The organism is Microbacterium sp. NPDC091662, from assembly GCF_044756705.1.
Classification (GTDB): domain Bacteria; phylum Actinomycetota; class Actinomycetes; order Actinomycetales; family Microbacteriaceae; genus Microbacterium.
In genome coordinates this window covers 337,496-361,694 of sequence record NZ_JBIVTM010000002.1, presented here as the reverse complement: position 1 = coordinate 361,694, position 24,199 = coordinate 337,496, and the positions used below count along the sequence as shown (strand labels likewise).

Sequence of the window (24,199 nt, the reverse complement as noted above, 5' to 3'; positions counted from 1 at the left end):
GCAAAGAGCGAGTCCCCCTCGCAACTCATGAAGAATACCCGGCTATCCGGGCAAAGACAAACGGACACATCGTCGCACCGATATACTCCGCTGGTTCGTGCGTGTCTCAGCTGCACGACATCGCCTCAGTCGCTGTAGTACTCGCTGCGGTGCCGATCCGGACGGGCACGGTTCAGGACGGTACCGAGGATGCGCGCGCCACCCGACTCGAGCGACTTGACGCTCTTGGCGAGTGCGGCGCGACGGGTCTTGGTCGCGTCGACGACGAGGATCACTCCGTCGGTCTGGGTGGCGAAGAGGTTCGCGTCGGCCACGCTCAGGATGGGAGGAGAATCGATCACGACGTAGTCGTACTCGGCGGCGGCGAAGTCGAGCAACTGTGCCATGCGGGCCGAGGTGAGCAGCTCCGCGGGATTCGGCGGGATGGTGCCGGCGGGAAGGATGTCGAGCGTGCTGTCTGCGACGCTGTGCTTGGCGACCTCGAACTCGACCTCGTCGAGCAGCACGCTCGTCAGGCCGATCGAGCCGTCGATACCGGCATGCTCGTGCGCCCGCGGGCGTCGCATGTCGGCGTCGATCAACAGCACGGAGTTGCGCAGCCCCGCGAGAGTCATGGCCAGGTTCACCGACACCGTCGACTTGCCTTCTGCGGGCATGCCGGATGTCACCAGCAGAACCTTCACCCGAGAGGAGACGTTCGCGTAGGCGAGGGCGGAACGGATGCGACGGAACTCCTCCGCGGTGTGACCCAACGGCTCCTGCGCGACGGCAATGCCCCGCATGGCCAGCAGCGGCGACTTCGAGACCACGCCCAGCACCGGGTCGCCGCCCGCTTCCGTCAGCGTCTCCTCGTTGCGCATGCGCGTGTCGAGCACGCCGATCAGCAGCGCGACGGCGAGACCGAGCACACCCCCGAGGAAGCCCCCGAGGAGCGCATCCCTGGGCTTGCTCGGCGTGAACTGGAACTCCGGCACGACCGCGTCGTCGATGACCTGAGCCGTGATCGTGGACTCGCCCTGCGGGTCCTTGGGCGCCACATCCTTGACCACGATGATGAGCTGATCCGCCACGGCGTCGGCCAGCTCAGCCGCCCCCTTGGCATCTTCGGCGATTCCCGTGATCCGCAGCGTCACGGTGCTCTGCGGGATCGTGACTTCGATACCCCGCGCGAGCTCGCGCGGGGTCGTGTCGAGACCCAGCTCCTCGATGACGGGGTCGAGCACACGCGAACTCGTGGCGAGCTGGGCGAAGGAGAGCATCTGGCTCTGCGTGTAGACCGAACCCTGATTGAGATCCGAGGCGCTGGTGCCCTGGTTGAGGGCGAAATACAGAGAGGTCGTCGCCTGGAAGAGCGGGGTCTGCAGGGAGGCGTAGCCGAAGGAGCCGGCGGCCCCGACGACGCCGAAGAGCACGATCATCCACCAGAACTTGCGCAACGAGCTAGCGATGACGCGCAGACTGACCCGGCTCTCGCCCATGACTCCCCATTCCCCCTGAGACTTCGATTCTAGGGGAGTGTTCATTTCCACGACTTCATGATTGTGCACGGTGCTGCTCGGCGCCGCGCAGCGGCTTCGAAGGATTGAGCGATCTCCGCGGTATCTCTGCGGGCCCCTCACGTTCTCCGCCGAGAATGTCGGCGTCGCGCGCCCAGGTGATCGCGAGCCCCACGCAGAACCAGAGGAACATGCTGTACTGCGTGATCAGCGCGACCACCACGAGGCTCGGCAGCTGCCCCACGACCGCGATCGACGCCGGACTCCGGGTCGAGCGGCGTACGGTCAGGATCGCCGCACAGACGATGGCTGCCATGATCAGCAGCGTCGGCACGTACCCGTACCGGAGCAGGGTGAGGACGAGGGCGTTGTCGACGGATCGCGCGAAGTAGCCGAGGTAATAGTCACCCGAGACGAGCGAATGCCAGTCCCCCGGGTTGCCGAAGAGCTGCACCTGCTGGAGGAGCACGAGGAGGTCGGTCCGATAGTCCGCGCTGCCCCCGGCCTCATCGCCTGCCGCCCCGAAGACGGAATCGATGATCGGGATCGCGATGACGGTGCCGATGACACCGGCGGTGACGACCGCGACCCGGAACCGGGTGGACACCCCGACGATCAGGAATGTGGACAGCACCAGGGTGAGCACGAGCGTGAGCTGTCCCGCACGGCTGAACGTCAGGACAGTCGCCACGGCGACGATCACCACGCCGCCGATCTTCGGGAGCAGCCGCCACTTCGTCGCGACGATGAACGCCGACGACATCGCCAGCGCCGCTCCCAGCGCGATCGAATGCCCGAAGGCTCCCTCGACCCTCAGAACCCCGCCACGTTCCTGTAGGGGGCTCCAGGTGTCGTAGATGACGCCGGATCCCGGGATCAGGACGAACGGATTGAACGAAGTGAAGAACTCGACGATGCCGAGGACCGCGGCGATGATCGCGACAACGGCGATCGTCGATGTGATCCACCCTGTGGCGATCCGCGCGAGCACGACCCGACCCCAGAGATACGGGATGACCCACTCGAGCAACGCGGCGACGAGCGACGGGAGATCGACCGTGCCGAAACCGTACAGCCCGACGATGACGATGATGAACGCCACGACCCAGGCGTCCGCGGCGCGAAGAGGGACGACCGACCAGTTGACGATGATCATCAAAGCCGTGAACAGCGTGATCGCCGCCCAGTAGAAGCCCACGTTCACGCCGACCCAGAGCGGCACGAAGAAGAGCACGCATGCCCAGGCCACGAACGCGGCGCGCGGCATCAGTCGCAGAACGAACACGACGATGGCCACTGCTGCGATTCCTCCGACGGCGAGGAGCGCGATCGGAACAGCAGTGGCCATGCGTCAGGATCTTACTGGGGCGCGGTGACGCGGAACGAATCGAACGAGACGTTCAGAGGCGCCGTCGAGCTGCCCGACCGGTTGCCGCTGAGACCGACGGAACCCGCGGCCAACGGCGTCGCATCCGTCGCGTTGATCTGCCAGGTCGCCGGCTCGGTGGTGCCGGTCGCCCAGATCTTCGCCGAGATGGCGGTCGAGGTGGATCCGGTGACGGACACCTTCAGGCTGTACGACGTGTTCGCCGCCCAGACGAGACCGGGCACTGCCTGTGTGAGCAGTACCGTCCCTTCACGGTGGACCACGAGCCACACGGTCCCGTCAGGACGAAGCCATGCGCGGGCGAAGTACTTCCCCGCGGCGGTCTGTCGCGCGATGACGCCGATATAGGCGCCACCGGCGGCAGGAGCCTGGTCGACGCGGAACTGCGTCTCGAGGATCGCATCGCCGATCGACGTCGTGTTGAGCGTCGCGTGGCGCGTGTCTCCGGCGACCAGGCTCATCTTGCCCTGGCCGTCGGCGACGGTCGCCGCCGCCTGCGAGCCCCCGGCGATGCTCCAGGCGCCGCCCGTGACCGCGGTCCCCCAGCCGGGGCCTGCCGTGCGGTCGAACTCGTCTCCCGCCAGCGGGGCCGGGTTGGGCTCGGGCTGCGGGTCGACGGGCGGCGCCGTGACCGTGACCTGCTGGGTGGCGGTGTTGGTCGCACCCTTGTCGTCCGTCACCGTGAGGGTCACCGTGTAGGTGCCCGCCGCGGTGTAGGCGCGAGAGCTCGTCGCTCCACTGCCTGTCGTTCCGTCTCCGAAATTCCAGGCGTAGGACGCGATGGTGCCGTCCGAGTCGGTCGATGCCCCACCGTTGACGTTGACGGTCAGGCCCGCGGTCGTCGCGGTGAACGCTGCCGTCGGCGCGACGTTCGTGGGCTCCGGCTCCGGCTCGGGCTCCGGCGCCACGACTCCGAGGTTCTTCAGGGTGAAGTCGTCGAAGCTCGCGAGGTTGGTTCCGGTCGCACTGCCCGCCCGGTACGAGAACACCGTGGGCGCTCCCGCGACCTGGAGGGCCGGCGTCGCATCCGTCGTGGAGAGCTGCCAGTTGGCGGGCTCCGCGGCTCCGGCTGCCCACAGCTTCGCGCGGATCGTCGTGGTTCCGGCGCCCGTGGTCTCCATGGCCAGGTTGAACGTGCTTCCTGCGGTCCACGTGAGACCGGCGACCGCGGTGCTGGCGATGGCCGTTCCGTTGCGGTGGATCACGAGCCACGTGGTGCCGTCTGCACGGTGCCACGCGAGTGCGCGGTAGCCGTTCGAACCGGAGCGACGTGCACCGAGCCCCTCGTATGCGACACCCGTCGACGGCCCGGCGGCCAGCGTGTAGGTGATCCGCGCCGACGTGTCGAGCAGCGACGTGCCCTGCAGCAGCATCTCGCGGGTCTCGCCCGGGGTGAGATTCACCTTGCCGACTCCGTCTGCGACGGAGGTGACAGCGGCCGAACCGCTCATGGGCGCCCAGGTGCCGCCGACATCAGCCGCACCCCAGCCACTCGATACGACCCGACCGAACGAGTCGGATGCCGCGAAAACCTGTGCCTGAACGGTCACAGACTTCGTGACGCTCGCCGAACCGCCGAGGCTGTCGGTGACCGTGAGGGTGATGTCGTGTGCACCCGGCTGCGTGTACGTGTGACCAGCGGTCGCGCCGGTACCCGCAGGTGTGCCGTCACCCCAGTTCCAGGAGTAGGACAGTGTGGCGCCGTCGGAGGCGCTCGATCCTGCGGCCGAGACGTCGACGTTCATCCCCGACGCCGTCGAGGTGAAGGTCGCAACCGGGTTCGCGTGGGTCGTGACGGACTCTCGCGTGGTCGTCGCCGTGCCACCACGGTTGTCGGTGACCGTCAGGGTCACCGTGCGCGTGCCTGCCGAGGCGTACACGTGGCTGGCGACCTGACCGGTCGAGGTCGATCCGTCGCCCCAGTTCCAGTCGTACGAGGCGATCGTGCCGTCGGAATCGGAGGAGGCGGAGGCGTCGGCCGAGACCGAGAGCCCCGTGCCCGTCACCTGGAAGGACGCGGTCGGCAGCACGTTCGCGGCCTGGACCACGACAGGGTTCTCGGTCGTGGTGGCCAGTCCGTTGCTGTCGGTGACGGTGAGCTTCACCGTGTAGGTTCCGGCCGCCGTGTAGGTGTGCGAGACCGTCTTGCCCGTGGCCGATGCCGAGTCGTCGCCGAAGTCCCACTTGTAGCCGGCGATCGTGGCCGAGCCGGCCGGCGCGGACGCACTGGCGTCGAACGCCACAGCGAGATCGGTCGGCGTCGCGGTGAACGCGGCGGTCGGCGGCTGGAAGCCCTTGCCGATGCCGTAGTGCGTCTGCACCTGTGCGGCAGTCAGCGCGTAGGGGTAGACCGCGACCTCGTCGAGCGCTCCCTTGAAGTACTTGGAACTCGGCGCCGAAGGCCAGCTGGCGATGTTGTCGCCGCCGACGCGCCAGTACCCGACGTAGTTCTCAGCGGTGGTCGCACCGGCAGCAGACGAGACGAGCACGCCGTCGACATAGAGCTTCATGCCGTCTGCACTCTGGGTCGCCACCGCGTGGTGCCAGGCGTTGTTGTTCAGCGCCGTGGAGTTCTGGATCGTCTGGGTGCCGCCGTTGTAGGTACCGAAGACGAGGCGCCCGTTGTTCGTCATGTAGAGATGACGGTCGTAGCTCGTGGAGTCACCGGAGGCGGCAGATCCATACCCGATCAGCTTGCCGCCGCTCGTCGTGTTCGTCTTGAACCAGAGCTCGGTGGAGAACTCCGCCGGGGCAGCGACCTTGTCGGTCGTCGAGACACGTCCTGTGGAGGTTCCGGTGAAGGTCGACGCTCCGGTCGCGGTGTTCTCGACACCGGACGCCGATGACGTCACACCCGTGCCGAACACAGGAGTGTTCGCGCCCGCCCAGTCCTGAGCCGCCGTGCCCAGCGGGTAGTAGAGCTGCGGAGAGTCGGCGGAGACCGCGTTGACGTAGCTCGACACCGCACCTGCCGTCACGGTCACGCTCATCGCCTGGCTGCTGACGGCGTTGCCGTTGCCGTCCTTCGCGACGACGGTGTACTCCTGCTGCGATCCCGGAGGCGCCGTCGTGTCTTCGAGGATGACCGCCGGCCGGTTCCACCAGGTTCCGTTGGCCGTGGTCGAGACGATCGGAGTGGCCGTGCCGGTACGACGCAGCTCATAGGTGAGCGTCAGGTCGTCGCGGTCCCAGTTGGCCGGGATCGAGACGCGGACGCGACCCGGGATGAACGACTGCGCCGTGCCTGTCCAGTTGGCCCCGGCGAGGCGAGGGCCGTCTTTGGCACCTCCCGGAGGGTTCGTCGAGAAGCGTACGAGTCCTTCGAAGCGACCGTTGTTCACGGATCGGAACTCGCCACCGATCGAGATCATGTTGCCGGCACCGGTGATGGAGAGTCCGGCCTGGCCCATGCCGGTCGTGACGCCGACGGCCCAGTCGGGCGTCCAGGCATACGGCGACGGCGCGGGAGTACCCGCCCAGTTCTTGTAGGTGCCACCGGCCGCGGGCTGGTTGCCCAGCGATCCGCGGGCGTCGGCCGTGTACGCCTCGGAGTAGCGGTGCGTGCGCGGGTTCTGCTCCGGGTGCAGATTCATCGTGCCGCACGCGTGGGTGTGGCTCGTCGTGTAGACGACCTTGCCGGTCGAGTAGACGCCGTAGTGGTCGCCGAGGCAGTCCGCGATCCAGCGGACCTGTCCGGTGCCGGCCTCCGCTGCGAAGGTCCCCTCGAGGTTTCCCGTGGCGGCGTCGGCGTAGACCCAGCCAGTGCCGTAGACGGCCGTGGCGTCGGCGGCCAGGCCGAAGATACCGGCCTTCCCCGAGTTGGCCCCCGTGTTCGAGCCGTTCTTGACCGTCTGGGGCAGCGCCCAGGACGAGTCCACGGCACCGGTCGTCTTATCCAACGCGACCGTACCGCGCATGGTCAGGTCGCCGTTCACCTGCGAGAACCGGCCTGCGGCGATGACGTTCTGACCCGCAGGGTCCATGACCATCGCGTCGACCTGCAGGTCGGTCTGCGGTGCCCAGCTCAGCAGCGCGCCGTTGGTGGCGCTGAAGCCGGCGAGGTTCTTGCGGGCCGTGCCGTTGCCCTGGGTGAACAGGCCGCCGACGTAGACGCTCGACCCCGAGGTGGCGAGGGCGTAGACGCCGCTGCCGCCGATCGACGGAGAGAACCCGGGCACGAGCTGACCGGTCACGGCGTCGAGAGCCGCGAAGTTCCAGCGTGCCTGACCGTTGACCGAGTTGAACGAACCGCCGATGTAGATGCGGCTTCCGTCGGGCGACGCGGCGACGGCCTTGATCACACCGTTCACCTGCGGGGCGAACGAGAGCAGCTGGCCCGTGTTGATGTCGTAGGCGAGCACGTTGGAACGGGCTGTCAGGCTCGTGCCGGGTACGGCCAGGGGCGCACGGGCGTTGTCGAACTTGCCGACCGCGTACACGGTCGATCCGATGGTCGCCTGCGCCCAGACGTAGCCGTTGTCGATCTGCACCGTCGGAATCGGGTCCGACGTGACGACGTTGTCATCGCGCTGCAGCAGAGGCGGTGGCGTCGACGGAACGTCTGCCGACGCCGCCTGCGCGCCCAATGTCGTCATGCCGGCGACGAGCAATGCCGCCGTCACGACAGACGCGAGCGCGCTCAGCGCCCGCCTCGTGGTCGATGTGTTCCCCATAGTGACTCCCCAGCCGCCAGTTTTCTTCTTCGAAAATGAGTTAGTGCAATGAAAAACAGAAAGTGATGCGAAAGATTGCGTGCGGGTCAGGAAAGCTGGCCGGCGAACGTCGCGACCGGCTCTCCTGCGGCGTAGTTGACGCTGATCTTCACCGAGCGACCCTTCGTCGGGTCGAGCATGAAGACGTAGGTCCCCGTGGTCTTCGCGCCGGCGGCGAGTTCGCCCTGCAGGGGCTCGTTCGGACCGGCGGTGGTGGAGACGCCGATGTCGCCGTCGTCCGTGACGAGGCTGACGACCGCGGAGTCGACGCTCTGCGCCCGCTTCGAGTCGTTGGCCACGGAAAGCGTGACCACGACAGCGGAACCGGCATACTCGCCGGGGGTCTCGGGCTTGATCGTGGTGGTCGAGATCTTGTCGATCGTGACGACCATGTCGGTGGAGAGAGTGATCGGCGCGTCGAGCGCCCCGTTCTCCTCGGTCAGCACCGGCCCCTCGGTGGGCCCTTCGGTCTCAGTGTCCGCCGGAGGCGTCCAGTCTGTGGTGCTGGTCCCCTCAGGAGCCGGTGTCTCCGACGCTCCCGGCGCAGCGGTGCAACCGGCCGTCACGAGTGCGAGCGCCACCAACGGCGCGACGAGTATCGCGCGTAGTGAGCGCGAAGAGCCGTCCCCAGAACGGCATGATGAAACTTTGAACACTGCAGCTCCCCAGAACCCAGATTCCCCGTTCCCAAAGCCCCCTCGGCTTCGGGTCCCCTTCAACCGCGCAGAACGCGGCGTCGGCTAATCGTAGTGCGAGTACCGGAAGATCGCAAGTGTTCACTCAGGACGAATGGCGCCGATGCCCTCCGAGCTGAGCGAGGATCGTCGCGACGGAGGCCTCGACCTCGGCGATCGTCTCCAGGTGCCCGCGGCTTCCGTGGCGATCGGCGATGCTCGTCGGGTCGACGCTCGTGCGACCGCCGAAGAGGTGCCGCACCCGCGCGCCGATACCGCCCGGCGGGGTCAGTGGAACGGCTCGTGAACGAGCCCGGTCGAGATGCGCGACGTACTCGGCCACCCGATCGGGCGCGGACGAGGAGAATCCTTCGCCCAGATGGGCGGCTTCCTTGATCGTGAACATCCAGTCCCGGGAGCGGGGTGCAAGCCGCACGAGCTCGCCACGGATGTCCCGCGACGCCGCGAGCACGATGCTCGCCTGTTCGATCTGCTCGATCGTCACCGGTTGCGCCCGGTGCGCCCGAGCCTGGGTCTGCCACTCCTCGTCGTCATGCAGCGAAGCCACCACGGAGCAGATCGGGTCACCCGCATTGGCTCGGACACCGGCGCTGCTCACCGAGAGAGGCGAATCCGCCCCGAGCCCGCGCCTCAGTGCGAGCTCGGCCAGGGGGGACCGGCAGACGTTGGCTGCGCAGACCACGAGGATCTTCTCTTCGGTCATGCGGACGCCCCGAGCCTTCCGATCTCGCGGAACCACTTGACCGCGGCGAGGGCGAGGAACAGGACGGCAGCGACGCACAGCGCACCGTAGCCGACGAGGAAAGCCGGGGTCCAGCCCCACAGGACGAACACGAGACACACGAGGCCGAAGTCGGTCGGGAGCAGGATGAGAGAGCGCAGCAGGGTCCCCCCACCTCGCTCGTGCGTCGACGCCACGGCGTGCTTGCCCTTGAGCAGGTCGTTGAGGAGCATGCCGGAGAACGTGGTCGTGGCGACGATGCTGAACACGATCGGGATCAGCAGAAGAAGCGGCGTCTCGGGAAGCACCCGGTAGAGCCCGATCAGGACCGCCAGATGCAGCGAGGCGATCTTGATCGTGTCGATGAAGTGATCGAGCCATTCGCCCTGGGGGCTTCCCCCGCCGCGCAGGCGTGCGACCTGACCGTCCGCGGAATCCCAGGCATAGCCGAGCACCAGCAGGAGGGCGATCAGGAGGCCCATGGGCACGTTCACGGGACCGAAAGCGATGAGACCGATCGCGACGAAGGAGTGCACGGCACTGATGATCGACACCTGATTCGGGGTGAGTCCGATCCGGTAGGCGACGGCGGCGAGAACCCGCCCGATGCGGCGGTTGACGTACACGGAGTATGCGGGCGCCCCTCGGGCATGCCCCTTCTGCGCGCGCGCGAGACGATGGTAGGCGTCTACGACCATTTCCTGCCCTTCTGGACCGTTGCGTGGGCCCGTGCGATCCGACGAGCCTCGCGTACACCGCGGAGGTAGGCCCGGATCGGTGCGGCCGACTGGATCAGCTGCCTTCGGCCACCGCGGAGGATGACTTCCCTGGCGGTGCGCGGAATCGAACGACGCCAGCGCTGCACCGCCGCGTCGTCGAGATGACGCACCGCGTACAGCATCCGGTTTCGGATGTTGTAGTAGTAGTAGCCCTCGGATTTCGCCCTGGAGGTCTCGGGTTCCGCGCGCTGCGTGCCCCCCTCGTCGTGCACCGCCGTGGCGTCTTCGACGAGCATCAGCGAACCGCCCGCGGACACCACACGACGAGAGAAGTCGACGTCTTCCCAGTACAGGAAGTAGTCGTCGTCGAAGCCGCCGGCGAGCTCCCACACCTCGCGGGTGATCCACAGGCATGCCCCGCTCAGCCACGGTTCGAACGGCTGCGTATCTCCGTCGACCCGCTTGCGGCGAGCGCGCATGGTGCCGTCGTCGAGCAGGAGGTCGATTCCAGCGAACCAGGTTCGTCCGTCGGAGTCGGTGATCACCGGCGAGGCGAGCGTCGTGCGCGAGGCTGCGGTGATGGAAGCGAGTCGACGCAGGGAATCGCGATCGATGTGCGCATCCGGATTGATGACGAGCACGTCGGTCGCCCCCTCGGCGAGCGCGCGCGTCACACCGAGGTTGACGCCGCCGCCGAAGCCCGAGTTCGACTCCGGCTCGATCAGATGCCAGCCGTTCGCGACGGCGACCTCTCTCGCGGCTCGACGTTCCTCCGCGTTCGACCAGTTGTCGACGACGAGGACGAGAGCCTCGTGGTCGATCGCCTGCGCCTCCTGCGCGACCACCACCAGATTGCGCTGCAGAAGCCGTGCCGAGGCGTAGTTGACCACGACCACGGCAAGCCGTCCGTGCTCGATTGACACGCGATCCTCCCCCCGGATCCGGATCACGGATCGCCTCGGGTCGCCGGTCGAATTCCCCAGAGTCGCGACCGGCGTCGACTCCCAGGACAAAGACTATACGCGAGAGCAGGCCGCGCAGACCGGTATCAGGGGTTCACGATACGATGAGCCCGCGTCGGAGTCGAGGCGCGATACTGCCATGGGGATGGGGCGGATGACCAGGGGACCGGAATCGAACGACATGATCACTGTGACGATCGGCGTCCCCACGTACCGGAGGCCGGAGCTTCTGGCGGCTCTGCTCCGCACACTCCCCGCACGCATCGCCGAATGCGTCGAGCTCGGCGTCGCGGTGGATGTGCTGGTCGTCGACAACGACCCCGCAGGTTCTGCACGAGATGTGGTCGCGGCCGCTGACCTCCCCGTGCGCTACGTCGTCGAACCCGCGCCGGGAATCGTCGCCGCTCGCAACCGGATCCTCGACGAATGCGCCGATCGCGATCTCCTCGCCTTCATCGACGACGACGAGATCCCCCGTGAAGCGTGGCTCTCCTCGCTGATCGAGGTCTGGCGCACACACGACGCCGACGCGGTGATGGGGCGCGTGATCTCGGTCTTCGACGAGGACGTCGACCCCTGGCTGCTCGCATCCGGCACGTTCCGGCGCCCGCCCCGGCAGACGGGAACGGTGCTGCAGGTGGCCGCCGCGGGCAACCTGCTGCTCGATCTCCGTTCCATCCGTCGGCTCGGGCTGCGTTTCGATCCCTCTCTCGGTCTGGGCGGTGGAGAGGACACGCTCTTCTCCCGGCAGCTCGCCCGCCGCGGCGGGCTGATCGTGTGGTGCAACGAGTCGGAGACCGAAGACCTCGTCGTCGCGTCGCGCCTGAGCCGCGCCTGGGCGGCTCAGCGCGCGTTCAGCTCGGCGAACGCCGGCACCCGCATCCAACTGCAGTTGACCGAGGGGAGAGTCCGTCGCTGCGTCCTGCGGCTGAAGGCCCTCGTTGGCGGCGTGGCCCGGATCGTCGTCGGCGGCCTGCGGAGGGCCTTCGGAGCCCTGACCTCGAACATCACCCATCACGCCAGAGGCACGCGTCTCGTGCACCGCGGCCGCGGCACGATCACCGCCGCCCTCGGCCGTCGCTACGACGAGTACCGTCGCCCATCGGAGGATGACACGACCATGACCGACAACGGATCGACCATCCGGGTGATGCAGTCGCTGGGCGCTCCGCGTCCGACGACCAACCCGTACAACAAGATGCTCGACGAGGCGCTCGGGTCCACGGACGGCCTCACACGTCTGCGCTTCTCCTGGGGCACGGCCCTCTTCGGACGCTACGACGCCTTCCACTGGCATTGGCCGGAGGCGAAGCTGCACGGCTCGACCTGGTGGAAGTCCACGGGCAAATTCCTCCTCACCACCGCGCTCGTGTTCCGGCACCGTCTGTCCCGTCGGATCGCGGTCGTCCGCACGGTGCACAACATCGAGCTTCCCGACGACAACGCTCCGCGATTGTGGTTGCTGCGGTTCATCGATCGCCACACCGACTACCGGATCGTCATCAACGAGACCACTCCGCTCGCTCCCGGCACGCCGCACAGCCTGATCCTGCACGGCGACTACCGCGGCTGGTACGCGAAGTTCCCTTCGGCCGAGCGGGTGCCGGGGCAGCTCGGATCGTTCGGTGGGATCCGTCGCTACAAGGGCCTGGAGGGCTTCATCGATGCCTTTGCGGAGGCTGTCGCAGTCGAGCCGACGCTGAGCCTGCGGATCGGCGGGCGCCCGTCGACCCCAGAGCTCGGAGACGACCTCCGGGCACGGACGGCAGACCTCCCCGGCGTGGGGCTGCACCTCGACTTCCTCAGCGATGCCGAGCTCGTCCAGCTGGCGACCTCGTCCGACCTCATCGTGCTGGCCTACCGCTTCATGCACAACTCGGGCAGCGTGCTCGCCGCTCTGTCGATGGACCGGCCGGTGCTCGTCCCCCGCAACGAGGCGAACGAGGCCCTCGGACGCGAGGTCGGCCAGGAGTGGGTGCTGATGTACGACGGGGATCTCGATGCGCCGACCGTGGTCGAGGCGTGGCGTTCCGCGACCACCCTGGCAGGTTCGCCGGATCTCTCGCGACGTGACTGGGCCGACGCCGGCCGCGCGCACGCCGACGCGTTCCGTGCCGCCGTGCGGGTCAAGCGGCGCGGCTCGAAGCACTAGACACCGGCTTCGCGCGCCGCACGCAGTCAGGCCGTGGGTAGCAGCTCGCGTACCAGCGACGCGACCATGATCTGCGTCGTGAAGTGCCGCTCCACCTCGATCCGGCCGTTCCGCCCGAGTTCGGCGGCGTGCACCGGGTGGTCGAGCAGTCGGAGCAGCGCCAGGGCGAGCTCGGCGGGATCCTCCGGAGCGACGAGATGCCCGGTGCGCCCTTCGCTCACGTACTGGCGCATCCCCGGCGTGTCGGTGGCGACGACGGGGCGGGCGGTCGCGAGCGCTTCGAGTGCGACCGTCATTCCGGAGGCGTGGAGATTCGGCCGGGTCGGGACGACGACCACGCTCGCCGTGACGTAGAGGTCGCGGAGTTCGGCGTGCGGCATGTGACGCACGACCCGCACCCCCTCCGGCGGGTCGAGGTCCGAGCGGGTCTGCACCACCACTTCGACCTCCGGGCGGATGGCGAGCACCCGGGCGAGAGCCGCATAGAGGGTGGCGGGATCGCGATCCCTGTCGTTGCCCACACTGACGATGCACGGGCGCTCCGGATAGGGCCTCGGAACGAAGAACGCGCTGTCGATGCCGAACGGCACCGCGAAAACGCGCGTCGATCCTGATCCCAGCATCATCCGCAGGGGTTCGATCTGCGCCTCGCTGAGCACCCATGCGGCCTCTGCCTTGCCGAGCATCGTGACCATGCGTGCCGGTGCGGCCCCGGTCTCGGCCATGTCCGTGAGCCAGATCACTCCGGTGGCGAATCGGGTCCGCGGATGTGTCGTCTGCATCCGATACGCCGTGTTCTCGTCCCACGTCAGCGTGAGACCGCCGACAGGGCGCGGACCCATCGACAATCGCGCACGAGCACGCGCGACGCGGCCCGGCGGTGCCAGGTCGACCAGCTCGACCGCCGCATGATCGCGCAGCGCGTCGAACCCGTACGGCCAGACGCTGGGCACCTCTCCCCTGGCATGGCTCTGCTCCCAGGTGCGCGCCGACTGTTCGGCACGATGGGCCCAGGTGAGAGACAGCGAGGGACCGCCCTCGGATTCCACGAGCCCACTATGGCCCCCCTCGCCCGTCCTGGCAAGAGAAGAGTCGCGGGAGGTTACCTCGAAGGCGATCCCGGGACGAGCCCTTAGAGCTCGCCGGGCTTCATCACCTCGGTGTCGATGGCACGGATCACACGCTGCGCGGCGGTGTCGGTCGGCGGTTCCGCGCTGCCGGCTTCTGCCTTGCGTCGCCGCTGGGGCGCGTACACGACGAGCGAGTGGAAGAGGAAGCGGGCGAAGAACGCCACGATGAGCGAGAGGCCCGTCGCGACGACGCTCGAGATGTGCCACGACTCGACCATCAGCGCCATCACCGGGATCCGGAGCGCGGCCTCGACGTTGTTGAACGCGAAGGAACTGGCGAACCGGATACCGAGAGCACGGGCATCCGTCCGCATGTCGGCGAACACGAAGCGCTCCTGCAGCACGAAGTTGCCGATGATCGTGACCTCGGCGCCGATGATCGCCGCCCAGACGTACGGAACCCCTGCGGCGGTCAGCGCCCACATGATCCCGAGGTTGGCGGCAGCGCCGATCGCGCCGATCAGTGCGAACAACGACATCTTGCCGAAGCGCAGTCGCGCGAGGTGCTCGAGGAACATCGCCCCCTGACGCAGGCTCGCCTTGGACGTGCCGTGTCGACGTTCGGCGAACTCCATCGGCACCTCGGCGATGCGCAGATCGTTGCGAGCAAGGATCTCGAGGAGGATCTTGAAGCCCCGGGGTTGGAGCGTCGAGAGGTCGAGACGACCGCGATCGACCAGGAAGAATCCGGTCATCGGGTCGGTGCTGCGGGCGAGACGGATCGGGAACATCGCCCGCGTCAGCCAGGTCGCGACGCGGGAGACGCCGAAGCGCACAGCGGTGCCGAGGCCGCTCGTGTCGCCTCCGCCGATGTAGCGGGACGCGGCGACCACATCGGCGTCTCCCTGCGCATACCGGGCGAGCAGGGCGGGGAGGAGTTCGGGTGGATGCTGCAGGTCGCCGTCCATCACGATGCAGACATCGGAGGCCGCGGCCTCGAGCCCGACGACGACGGCGCCGCCGAGTCCTCCGGTGTTTTCGGAGCGATGGATCACGCGCACGGGGATCGGGGCGTCGGCTGCCACACGCTCGACCTCGGCCGCGGTGTCGTCGGAGCTGTCGTCCACGAACAGGATCTCGGCGTCCCAGCCCGCAAGCGCGGCCGCGGTGCGCGCGACGAGCTCGGCGACGTTGTCGCGCTCGTTGAACGTCGGCACGATGATCGTGACCGGTGTCCCCACGTCCGCCCCCTGTCCCCACGCGCATCGCGTGCGGCCTCCATCGTTCCACGGGTTCCTATGGGGAAGGAAACCGGAACCTGCTAGACTTTCGAACCGCGGCTGTGGGAGTCGCGAAGCGGATGGGGATCCGCTTACTGGGGAATTACTGATCTGGGGAGATCATGGGGACGCGTATCGGCTATGCCGTTGGTGCTTTCGACCTGTTTCACGTCGGGCATCTGAACCTCCTTCGTCACGCCAAGCAGCACTGCGACATTCTGATCGCGGGTGTCGTCAGCGACGAGATGCTGCGTCAGGTGAAGGGCATCGAGCCCGTCATCCCGACGGCCGAGCGGGCGGAGATCGTGAAGCACATCTCGTTCGTCGATGACGTCTACGTCGAGACGACGCCGTCGAAGATGGACTCATGGCGCGACGTGCAGTTCACGCACTTCTTCAAGGGTGACGACTGGCGCGGCACCGAGAAGGGTCTGCGCCTGGAGCGCGAGTTCGCCGAGGTCGGGGTCGAGGTCGTGTACTTCCCGTACACGGCGCACACCTCGAGCTCGTCGCTGCGTCGCGCACTCGACGCCATCACCGCGGGCGCGAACGCTCCCGCCGTCGCCTCGGTGCGCTGAGGCCGGAGCAACCCGTCGTCGCTCGGTCGGTTCGCCGCCCGCCGACGTGAGGTCAGTTGGCCACGCCGAGAAGGCTCCTCGCCATGCGAGCCACGTGCGGCGGAGTGTGCGGTCCGAGCCATACCGTCCACTGCGACGGCGGCTCACTGCATGCCCACTCCACGCACCAGGCGTGCACGGCGTTCGCGAGCCGTTCGCCACGCGTGTGCGCTCTGGTTCCGTCACCACGCACGAGCCAGCGCACCGACACCCCATCGGGGACATCGATGTGTCGGAACTGAATACGTGCCGCCGCTTCGAGGATGACGACGCCCTGCGCGTCCCACGGCAGCCGTGCGGCGATGTTCGCGATGAAGCCGGCATCGGCCGCATCGCCGGCGATGAGCACCGCACCTTCGATGTCGTCCCAGTCGGGATCTTCCAGATGCTCGCATGCGCCGCTCATGCCCCCAGTGTAAGTAAGGGTGCCCTTACTTACAAGGGATGAGCCCGGATCAGCGCGCCGATCCGACCGCGCCGTCACCTCTAGCCCTCGTGCTGAGCGCTCAGCTGGCACTCAGAGCCACCGCATCCGAGCGGCCGTAGGCTGGAAGCATGACTTCTGCTGCCTCCGACACCATCACGATGTTCGGCGCCGACTGGTGCCGCGACTGCATCCGCACCAAGAAGCAGCTCGACGCCCTCGGGGTCGAGTACACCTACGTCGACCTGGTGGCTGAGCCCGCCGCGGCGGACGTCGCGAAGGAGATCTCGGGTCGCACCAACATCCCCGTGGTCGTGTACCCCGACGCCTCGCACCACGTCGAGCCGTCGAACGCCGACGTCGAGTCGAAGCTGCGCGAGCTCTCCCTGATCTGATCCGGCGGCATCGCGCCGCTACACTGGCGCGATGAGCACCGAGGCTCGGCCCGAACGAGCATCCGTCCGTCTTTCTCCGCGCACGATCGTGCTGTACGCGATCGGGTCTCTCGGGACCGGCGGCTATGCGACGCTGCCCGGATTGGTGCTGACCTACTTCCTCACCGACAACCTGGGTGTGGCCGCCCTGGCGGCAGGGCTCATCGTCACGGCGGCGAAGATCTGGGACGTCCTGATCGACCCGCTGATCGGCGCCGCCTCCGACCGCCAGCTCGCCCGCACGGGCTCCCGCCGCGGCTTCATGGTCACGGGGGCACTCGCGCTGCCGCTGTTCTTCGCACTCACCTTCGCCGTGCCGCCGTCCTGGGGCCCGGTCGCCGGCGCGATCAGCGTGCTGCTGGCGTTCCTCGCGACGGCGACCGCGTTCAGCCTGTTCCAGGTGCCGTACGTCGCCCTGCCCGCAGAACTGACCGGCAGCTACGACGAGCGCACGCGCCTTCTCGGGTGGCGGGTGGTCGTGCTCACCGCGGCGATCCTGCTGTTCGGCGCCGGCGGCCCTGCGCTGCGCAATGCCGGAGACGACCCTGTCACGGGCTACCTCCTGATGGGCATCGCCTCTGGGCTCGTGATCGGTGTCGGGATGCTGATCGCCTCGCGGACAGCAGGTGTCGCGGCCAGGCGCACCGCGGCGGCCTCTCCTGCCACGGTCGTTGCGGCGTCGACCTGGCGCGATCAGTACATGTCGGGCTTCCGCGCACTCGGACGCAGCCAGCCCTTCCGCGCGTTGCTGGGCACCTTCGTGCTGCAGGCGCTCGCGACGGGAACGATGCTCGCCGGGGCGCAGTACGTGGCGACCTGGGTGCTGCGATCCGAGGACGCAGTGACCTTCGTCTTCGTCGCACTCGTGGGTCCGGCTCTGCTCGCCACCCCCGGATGGACCGTGATCGCGCGACGCGTCGGCAAGGAGCGGGCGTTCGCGATGGCCAGTGTGCTGTTCACCGCTGCAGCGGCATCGCTCGTCCTCGCAGTCTGGACACCGGGCACCTGGATCTACGCGTCCGTGGCCGTCGCCGGCATCGCCTATGCGGGACTCCAGTCGTTGCCGATGGCCATGCTCCCCGATGTGATCTCCCACGACGAGCGCACCAGCGGACCGGGCCAGGCCGGTACCTTCACCGGCATCTGGACCGCGGGCGAGACGGTCGGCTTCGCCCTCGGCGCGACCGCCGTGTCGCTGACTCTCGCCGGGACCGGCTACATCTCGACTGTCGCCGGCGCCACCGTCGAACAGCCGGAGGCGGCGGTCACGGGAATCGTCCTCAGCTTCAGCATCCTGCCCGCCGTGCTGATGGCCGCGAGCCTGCTGATGCTCCGCCGCTATCGTCTGCGCCGTGCGGACATCGATGCCGTCGATGACTCCGACGCCTAAGCTGGGATCCCGTCCGAAGGAGACGTCGATGACTTCTGCGAGCACAACCGCCCCCTCCGCCACGACCCCGAAGAGTGCGTCGAAGACCGAACGCCCGGGGCTGGGCGACGGCGAGCGAGAACGACTCGACTCGGCGGTCGACGCCCTTCAGACCGGAACGCGCACCTGGGCGGCCCTCACCGTGGCCCAGCGTGTGACGCTGCTGCGGGCGGTGCGCACGAGCGTCGCCGCGACCGCAGAGGACTGGGCGCACACGGCGGCGTCGTCGAAGGGCCTCGACGCCCGGCATCCGCTGCGTGGCGAGGAGTGGCTCAGCGGACCGTACAGCGTGCTCGGCGCCCTCGACGCGTACATCGAGACCCTCTCCCGCTTGGCCGACGGCACCAACCCGCTCGAGGGGATCAGGATCGACCGCGCGCCGGGAGGGCGCACCCGGGTGCACGCCTTCCCGCTGACCGGCATCGACAAGTTCCTGCTGTCCGGGTTCACGGGCGAGGTCTGGCTGGAGCCGGGCATCACCCCGGGCGCCGCGCGTGCGTCTGCCGGCCTCGCGCAGCGCACACCCACCGAGTCGGGCGGCGTCGGGCTCGTGCTCGGTGCGGGGAATGTGACCTCCATCCCGGTGCTCGACGTGCTCTACGAACTGCTCGCCCACAACCGCACGGCGCTGCTCAAGGTGAACCCCACGCAGGATGCCCTGGTTCCGGTGTACAAGCGTGCACTCGCGCCGCTCATCGAGCCCGGGTTCCTGCGCATCGTCCGCGGTGGGCCCGACGTCGGCGCGTACCTGACCGGACACCCCGGGCTCGTGCACGTGCACATCACCGGCTCGGCAGCCACGTTCGATGCGATCGTCTGGGGCCCGACCGCGGGTGAGGGCGCAGCCGCGACGAAGCGCCGTCGACGCGAGAACCGTCCGCAGCTGAAGAAGCCGATCACGGCTGAGCTCGGCGGCGTCTCCCCCATCATCGTCGTCCCCGGCACCTGGACCGACGCCGATCTCACCTACCAGGCCGAGCACATCGCGACGATGCGGCTGCAGAACTGCGGCCACAACTGCATCGCCGGTCAGGTCGTGATCATCTCGTCCGACTGGGACCAGGCGGATGCCTTCCGCGCGGCCCTGCGACGTGCATACGCCAATGCTCCGGAGCGACCGATCTGGTATCCGGGTTCTCCCTCGCGGATGGAACTCGCGACCGACGCGTACCCCGACGCCCTCGTCCTGGGCGACCGCCTGCTCGTCGAGATCGATGCCGACGACGATCCCACAGCACTGGAGACCACCGAGTACTTCGCGCCCGTGCTGGGCGTCGTCACCGTGCCGGGGACCGGCCAGGACTTCCTGGACGCCGCCGTGACACACGCGAACGACAAGCTCCAGGGCACGCTCGGCGCGAACCTGCTGATCGACCCCGCGACCGAGAAGGCGCTCGGCGCCGGCTTCGAGCGAGCCATCACCGCGCTCCACTACGGCTCCATCGCGATCAACAGTTGGACGGCGTTCGCCTTCATCACCCCCACTCTCACGTGGGGCGCGTTCCCCGGTGGGACGATCGGCGACGTCGGCAGCGGCATCGGCGTGGTGCACAACGCGCTCCTGCTCGATGGCGTCGAACGCTCCGTGCTCCGTGGCCCCTTCCGTCCGTTCCCCCGGTCGCTTCCGATCGCGAACGGCGGCGGACGGCTCACGATCCTGCCGAAGCCGCCCTGGTTCGTCTCCGCACGCACCGGCGCTGCCGTCAGCGAAGGCCTGACCCGCTACCGGGTCGACGGCAGCATCGTGGGGCTCGTGAAGACGCTGACCAAGGCGCTGCAGGCCTGACGATCAACGCTCTGCGCGGGCGAATCCGTCCGTCGCGGCTCGGAGCGCCTTCTGCGTGCCGGGCTCGGTGGCCGCGTGACCGGCGTCATCGACCACGATGAACTCCGCCTCGGGCCACGCACGGTGCAGATCCCACGCCGTCATCATGGGCGTCGCGACATCATGTCGCCCCTGCACGATGACCGTCGGGATGTGGCGGATGAGGTCGACACCGGCTATCAGCTGCCCCTCTTCCCACCATCCGCGGTTGACGAAGAAGTGGTTCTCGATACGAGCGAACGCCGTCGCCTTCTCCGGGTCGGACATCGCCTCGATCTGCGCCTCGTTCGGCGTGAGCGTGACGGTCGAAGCCTCCCACGTCGACCAGGCGACCGCCGCCGGCACGTGCACGGCGGCGTCGGGGTCGAACAGCCTGCGGTGATACGCCTCGATCATGTGTGAGCGCTCCAGCACCGGAATCGGCGCGAGGAAGCTCTCCCAGAGATCGGGGAACAGCGCTGCCGCGCCGCCTTCGTAGAACCACTCGAGCTCGACGCGGCGCAGCGTGAAGATGCCGCGGAGCACCAGCTCGGTCACGGCATCCGGGTGCGCCTGCGCGTAGGCGAGGGCGAGCGCGCTGCCCCACGATCCGCCGAAGACCTGCCACTTCTCGATGCCGAGGTTCTTGCGCAGCAGCTCGATGTCGGCGATCAGGTGAGCCGTCGTGATGTGGCGGAAGTCGGCATCCGGAGCGCTGGCATGCGGGGTGCTGCGCCCGCAGCCGCGCTGATCGAGCAGCACGATGCGGTAGCGCTTCGGGTCGAAGAACTGCCGCTGCCAGGGCGATGTCCCACTGCCGGGACCGCCATGGAGGAAGACCACCGGCTTGCCCTCGGGATTGCCGCTGACCTCCCAGTAGACCCGGTGCCCGTCGCCGACGAGCAGCTCCCCGGTCTCGTACGGTTCGATCGGTGGATACAGTGCATCCGTCTTCTTCATCATCGGTCCCCCGGCCGGTCGTGCTGACTACTTCGTCAACGGTAGCGGACGTTCTTCCACCCGTCCGGCATCACGGGTCGAGCTGCTCGGCGGGGAGCGTCAGCGCCTGTGCGCAGACGCTCAGCCCGTTCTGATACCCCTCCGCAAACCAGCGCTGCCGCTGTTCGCTCGAACCGTGCGTCCAGCTCTCCGGATTCGAGAACCCGGACTGCTCCTGGATGTGGTCGTCGCCCACGACGAACGCGGCGTTCAGCGCGTCGATCCGCTGCGCTTCGGTGGTCGGCTGCAGATAGGGGATGCCCTTGCTGTCGGTCTCCTCCGAGATCCTCCCGATCCAGGCCCCGGCATAGCAGTCGGCCTGCAGCTCGGTGCGCACGCCGTTGCTGCCGGGCCCCGTCCCGTTGTTCGGGTACTTGTCCATCACGCCGGTGATCCACTGGATGTGGTGGCCCCACTCATGGCCGACGATGTACAGCTGAGCGAGATTGCCGGCGGATGCGCCGAACTGCTGCTGCATGAGCTGGAAGAACGTGGGGTCGATGTAGACCGTCTCGTCACCCGGGCAGAAGAACGGCCCGACGGCATTGGATGCCGTCCCGCAGGCGGTATTCGTCGACCCGTCGACCACGATGAAACCCGGCTTGCGGTAGCCCTCGACGTTGTCGGCCCAGAACGCGTCGAGGGCGACCTGCGCGCCCGCCATGCGGCAGTCGACATCGGCGTTCGCCTGAGCACCGGTGTCACAGTTCTCGATGGCGGATCCGCCGGCAGGCTCACTGCCCCCGCTCGGTGCCCCGCCACCCAGCAGGCCGGTCAGGTCGATGCCGAGCAGAGGTCCGGCGATGAGCGCGATGATGCCGAGCACGCCCACACCGACGCCGCCCGCGATGGCTCCGTTGCGGCCGCGTCGACGCGTGGTGTTGCCCGAGATGTCGGCATCGGGATTGAAGGTCATGCGTCGAGGGTACTCCGAGCAGAACCATGTCGAACGGACGTAGGCTCGGGGCATGACGACCACGATCACCATCACCGGCGCGGGCGGACAGATCGGCTATGCACTGCTGTTCCGCATCGCGGCCGGCGACCTGCTCGGCCCGGAGGAGAACGTGCGGCTGCGGCTGCTGGAGATCCCGCAGGGACTCGGTGCCGCAGAGGGCGCGGCGCTGGAGCTGCAGGACGGCGCGTTCGGCTTGCTCGAGCACGTCGAGGTGACGGATGACGCCGCGGTGGGCTTCGATGGCGCCGACCTCGCGCTGCTCGTCGGCGCGCGCCCGCGTGGACCGGGGATGGAGCGCGCCGACCTGCTCGCCGCCAACGCCGGGATCTTCGGACCGCAGGGGGCGGCCATCGCGGCGAACGCGGCTTCCGGCGTGCGCGTCACGGTCGTCGGAAACCCCGCCAACACGAATGCACTGATCGCCGCGGCCTCCGCCGACGGCGTACCAGCCGAGCGCTTCACGGCCTTGACGCGGCTCGACGAGAACCGCGCACGGGCGCAGCTCGCGCTGACACTCGGAACCCCGGTCCACACCGTTCGCCGCGTGCCCATCTGGGGCAACCACTCGGCCACGCAGTTCCCCGACATCTCGCACGCGACGGTCGGCGGTAGCCCCGTCGGGGAAGCGCTCGAGCAGATCGTCGGCGACGTGCCCGCCTGGCTCGAGAACACCTTCATCCCGCGGGTCGCGAAGCGCGGCGCCGAGATCATCGAGGTGCGTGGCTCGTCGTCCGTGGCCTCGGCGGCGAGCGCGACGATCGACCACGTGCGCGACTGGGTGAAGGGCACGGATGACTGGACCTCTGCCGGCGTGGTCTCGCACGGCGAGTACGGCGTCCCGGAGGGTCTCATCTCCTCGTTCCCGGTGCGTTCCGTCGACGGCGAGTGGCAGATCGTCGAGGGACTGGAGCTCAGCGAGTGGGCGCGTTCCCGCGTCGATGCCTCCGTGTCGGAGCTGGTCGAGGAGCGCGAGGCGGTGCGCGCACTCGGGCTCTTGTGAACCCGGTCACCGCGACGCACGGCAACAGGGCAGAATGGATGCCGGAGGTGCGCGATGAGCGAGACGATCGATCCCACGAAGACCACGGCATCCGTCGATGAGGCCCTGACCAGTCCCCTGCACCTGCCGCACGATGCCGCATCGTGCCCGAAGTGCTTCACGGAACTGCAGCAGAACCGCAACTTCTGGACCGCGCGTCCGGATGGCTCCCGCCTGGTCGGCCTGGTCGTCGCCCGTGAGGGGATGCCCTCGGTGGTCGAGCAGCGTGACGACCTCACTCGCTTCGGCGTGCCGATCGAAGGCTTCCGCCACCCGGCGCCCGACATCCTGGAGAGCTGGAACGACCGGCTCGCGCGGCTCATCTCGACCCTGAAGCACGGCGACGTTCTGGTCGTCGTGAACATCAAGGCTCTGGGCCGCGACTCGGAAGAGGGCGCACGCACGGTCACCGAGCTGCGCAAACACGGCATCATCGTGAAGGTGCTCAATCACGATGCGCGGCACCTCGCTGACGCCGCTGCCGGGCGCTGAAACTCGGTCCTAGAACTCCCCGGACCGCAGGCGGACGAGCGTGTTCGCTCCGATCTCGGCGCGGGCGTCGGGGCGGCTCGCATAGAAGGTGACGAGCTCAGCCAGGAGGACAGGGTCGCTGGCGAGGTCGGCGGCCGCCCAGGAGGACGGCTGCGCGGTCGCCATCCGCAGCACCACCCGGTTGCCCTCCAGGGCGGCACCGACGACCTCGTCCCACGCGACGGCTGCGTTGTTGCGGGGGATGCGGAGCTCCAGGCCCTCAGGGCGGAGCGCTAGACGGTGAGCTCCGGGTGCACGGAACCAGGACCGGATGCCGGCGATCATCATGATCAGCGCGATCACGGGGAGGAGGAGAAGGGTGAAGAGCGACAGCCGGTCCGCGGGAACGCTGAAGATGCTCCAGGTCCAGGTCGCAAGAAGGAGTGCCCCCACCAATGCGAACGCTCGCAACGGCCAGATGATCCCCGCGGCACCGCCGAACACGACCGTCTGACCGTCGACGACCGGCCGGACGACCCGGACCCGGGTCACGCGGGCGTGGGCCACCAACAACCAGGTACCCACCGCGACAGCCGCGATCACGCCGACTCCCAGAGCCTTCATGGCCGGAGCCGGATCGGTGAACAGGATCATACTGAACAGAAGGACCACGATGCCGAACACGACACCGAACACGGTGAGCGCCGAGTTCGCGCGCTGCTGCCCCTGCCACCCGGTGTGCCCGGGGACCCAGATCGTCTCCAGGGACGCCTTCTCCTGTTGACCGCTCACCCGAACAGACCCTTCCACGCCTTGCCGATGTTGTGTCC

The 24,199-nt window shown here is 68.2% G+C and carries 20 protein-coding genes; 7 read left to right on the top strand and 13 right to left on the bottom strand.

What is annotated here, in order from left to right:
- Positions 1 to 125 precede the first annotated feature (125 nt).
- From ACIQLD_RS14980 to ACIQLD_RS14950, 7 genes are all read right to left on the bottom strand, one after another.
- A complete protein-coding gene (locus tag ACIQLD_RS14980; RefSeq protein WP_402609170.1) occupies positions 126 to 1,523 on the bottom strand; it encodes a polysaccharide biosynthesis tyrosine autokinase in 1,398 nt (465 codons plus the stop codon).
- A gap of 10 nt (positions 1,524 to 1,533) precedes the next feature.
- Complete coding sequence (locus ACIQLD_RS14975; RefSeq protein ID WP_402609168.1) at positions 1,534 to 2,844, bottom strand: hypothetical protein; 1,311 nt, start codon at positions 2,842 to 2,844, stop codon at positions 1,534 to 1,536.
- 11 nt (positions 2,845 to 2,855) lie between these two features.
- Positions 2,856 to 7,556 carry a PKD domain-containing protein gene (locus ACIQLD_RS14970; RefSeq protein ID WP_402609166.1) on the bottom strand — a complete coding sequence of 1,567 codons (4,701 nt, stop codon included), beginning with the start codon at positions 7,554 to 7,556 and terminating at the stop codon, positions 2,856 to 2,858.
- 86 nt (positions 7,557 to 7,642) lie between these two features.
- The gene (locus ACIQLD_RS14965) at positions 7,643 to 8,176 is read right to left on the bottom strand and encodes a DUF4352 domain-containing protein (protein ID WP_402609164.1); all 534 of its coding nucleotides are present in this window, start codon (positions 8,174 to 8,176) and stop codon (positions 7,643 to 7,645) included.
- A 199-nt stretch (positions 8,177 to 8,375) separates the two neighbouring features.
- Positions 8,376 to 8,993, bottom strand: coding sequence for a hypothetical protein (locus tag ACIQLD_RS14960; protein WP_402609162.1), 618 nt, complete (start codon positions 8,991 to 8,993; stop codon positions 8,376 to 8,378).
- Complete coding sequence (locus ACIQLD_RS14955; protein WP_402609160.1) at positions 8,990 to 9,709, bottom strand: CDP-alcohol phosphatidyltransferase family protein; 720 nt, start codon at positions 9,707 to 9,709, stop codon at positions 8,990 to 8,992. The genes ACIQLD_RS14960 and ACIQLD_RS14955 overlap by 4 nt, the downstream gene beginning before the upstream one ends.
- Positions 9,700 to 10,653: a glycosyltransferase family 2 protein gene (locus ACIQLD_RS14950; protein ID WP_402609158.1), complete on the bottom strand. Its 954-nt coding sequence runs from the start codon at positions 10,651 to 10,653 to the stop codon at positions 9,700 to 9,702. The genes ACIQLD_RS14955 and ACIQLD_RS14950 overlap by 10 nt, the downstream gene beginning before the upstream one ends.
- Positions 10,654 to 10,846: 193 nt before the next feature.
- On the opposite strand from ACIQLD_RS14950, the gene ACIQLD_RS14945 reads away from it, so the two are divergent.
- Positions 10,847 to 12,844 (top strand): glycosyltransferase, encoded by a 1,998-nt coding sequence (locus tag ACIQLD_RS14945; protein WP_402609156.1) that lies wholly within the window; start codon positions 10,847 to 10,849, stop codon positions 12,842 to 12,844.
- Between the two features lie 26 nt (positions 12,845 to 12,870).
- Here ACIQLD_RS14945 and ACIQLD_RS14940 read toward each other — a convergent pair whose 3' ends face one another.
- Positions 12,871 to 13,893: a glycosyltransferase family 4 protein gene (locus ACIQLD_RS14940; protein ID WP_402609154.1), complete on the bottom strand. Its 1,023-nt coding sequence runs from the start codon at positions 13,891 to 13,893 to the stop codon at positions 12,871 to 12,873.
- Between the two features lie 83 nt (positions 13,894 to 13,976).
- The gene (locus ACIQLD_RS14935; RefSeq protein WP_402609152.1) at positions 13,977 to 15,155 is read right to left on the bottom strand and encodes a glycosyltransferase; all 1,179 of its coding nucleotides are present in this window, start codon (positions 15,153 to 15,155) and stop codon (positions 13,977 to 13,979) included.
- A 161-nt stretch (positions 15,156 to 15,316) separates the two neighbouring features.
- On the opposite strand from ACIQLD_RS14935, the gene ACIQLD_RS14930 reads away from it, so the two are divergent.
- The gene (locus ACIQLD_RS14930; protein WP_021198753.1) at positions 15,317 to 15,772 is read left to right on the top strand and encodes an adenylyltransferase/cytidyltransferase family protein; all 456 of its coding nucleotides are present in this window, start codon (positions 15,317 to 15,319) and stop codon (positions 15,770 to 15,772) included.
- 52 nt (positions 15,773 to 15,824) lie between these two features.
- On the opposite strand, the gene ACIQLD_RS14925 is transcribed toward ACIQLD_RS14930, so the two are convergent.
- Positions 15,825 to 16,217 (bottom strand): SIP domain-containing protein, encoded by a 393-nt coding sequence (locus ACIQLD_RS14925; protein WP_402609150.1) that lies wholly within the window; start codon positions 16,215 to 16,217, stop codon positions 15,825 to 15,827.
- Between the two features lie 149 nt (positions 16,218 to 16,366).
- On the opposite strand from ACIQLD_RS14925, the gene ACIQLD_RS14920 reads away from it, so the two are divergent.
- Genes ACIQLD_RS14920 through ACIQLD_RS14910 form a run of 3 tightly spaced genes read left to right on the top strand, consistent with a single transcriptional unit; the run spans position 16,367 to position 19,884 of the window.
- Complete coding sequence (locus ACIQLD_RS14920) at positions 16,367 to 16,630, top strand: glutaredoxin domain-containing protein (protein ID WP_045264281.1); 264 nt, start codon at positions 16,367 to 16,369, stop codon at positions 16,628 to 16,630.
- 31 nt (positions 16,631 to 16,661) lie between these two features.
- The gene (locus tag ACIQLD_RS14915; RefSeq protein ID WP_402609147.1) at positions 16,662 to 18,059 is read left to right on the top strand and encodes an MFS transporter; all 1,398 of its coding nucleotides are present in this window, start codon (positions 16,662 to 16,664) and stop codon (positions 18,057 to 18,059) included.
- A 28-nt stretch (positions 18,060 to 18,087) separates the two neighbouring features.
- Positions 18,088 to 19,884: an aldehyde dehydrogenase family protein gene (locus ACIQLD_RS14910; protein ID WP_402609145.1), complete on the top strand. Its 1,797-nt coding sequence runs from the start codon at positions 18,088 to 18,090 to the stop codon at positions 19,882 to 19,884.
- Positions 19,885 to 19,887: 3 nt separating this feature from the next.
- On the opposite strand, the gene pip is transcribed toward ACIQLD_RS14910, so the two are convergent.
- Positions 19,888 to 20,865 (bottom strand): prolyl aminopeptidase, encoded by a 978-nt coding sequence (gene pip / locus ACIQLD_RS14905; protein WP_402609143.1) that lies wholly within the window; start codon positions 20,863 to 20,865, stop codon positions 19,888 to 19,890.
- Between the two features lie 67 nt (positions 20,866 to 20,932).
- Entirely contained in the window at positions 20,933 to 21,817 is an 885-nt protein-coding gene (locus ACIQLD_RS14900; RefSeq protein ID WP_402609141.1) for a neutral zinc metallopeptidase, read from the bottom strand.
- A 52-nt stretch (positions 21,818 to 21,869) separates the two neighbouring features.
- Between ACIQLD_RS14900 and ACIQLD_RS14895 the strand changes: the two genes are divergently transcribed.
- Both ACIQLD_RS14895 and ACIQLD_RS14890 read left to right on the top strand, forming a co-directional pair.
- The gene (locus ACIQLD_RS14895) at positions 21,870 to 22,859 is read left to right on the top strand and encodes a malate dehydrogenase (RefSeq protein ID WP_402609140.1); all 990 of its coding nucleotides are present in this window, start codon (positions 21,870 to 21,872) and stop codon (positions 22,857 to 22,859) included.
- Between the two features lie 54 nt (positions 22,860 to 22,913).
- On the top strand, positions 22,914 to 23,390 hold the full coding sequence (locus tag ACIQLD_RS14890) for a recombinase family protein (protein WP_402609138.1): 477 nt from the start codon (positions 22,914 to 22,916) through the stop codon (positions 23,388 to 23,390).
- A gap of 9 nt (positions 23,391 to 23,399) precedes the next feature.
- Here the strand turns inward: ACIQLD_RS14890 and ACIQLD_RS14885 are convergent, their stop codons facing one another.
- Complete coding sequence (locus ACIQLD_RS14885) at positions 23,400 to 24,161, bottom strand: hypothetical protein (protein ID WP_402609136.1); 762 nt, start codon at positions 24,159 to 24,161, stop codon at positions 23,400 to 23,402.
- Positions 24,162 to 24,199: the final 38 nt, after the last annotated feature.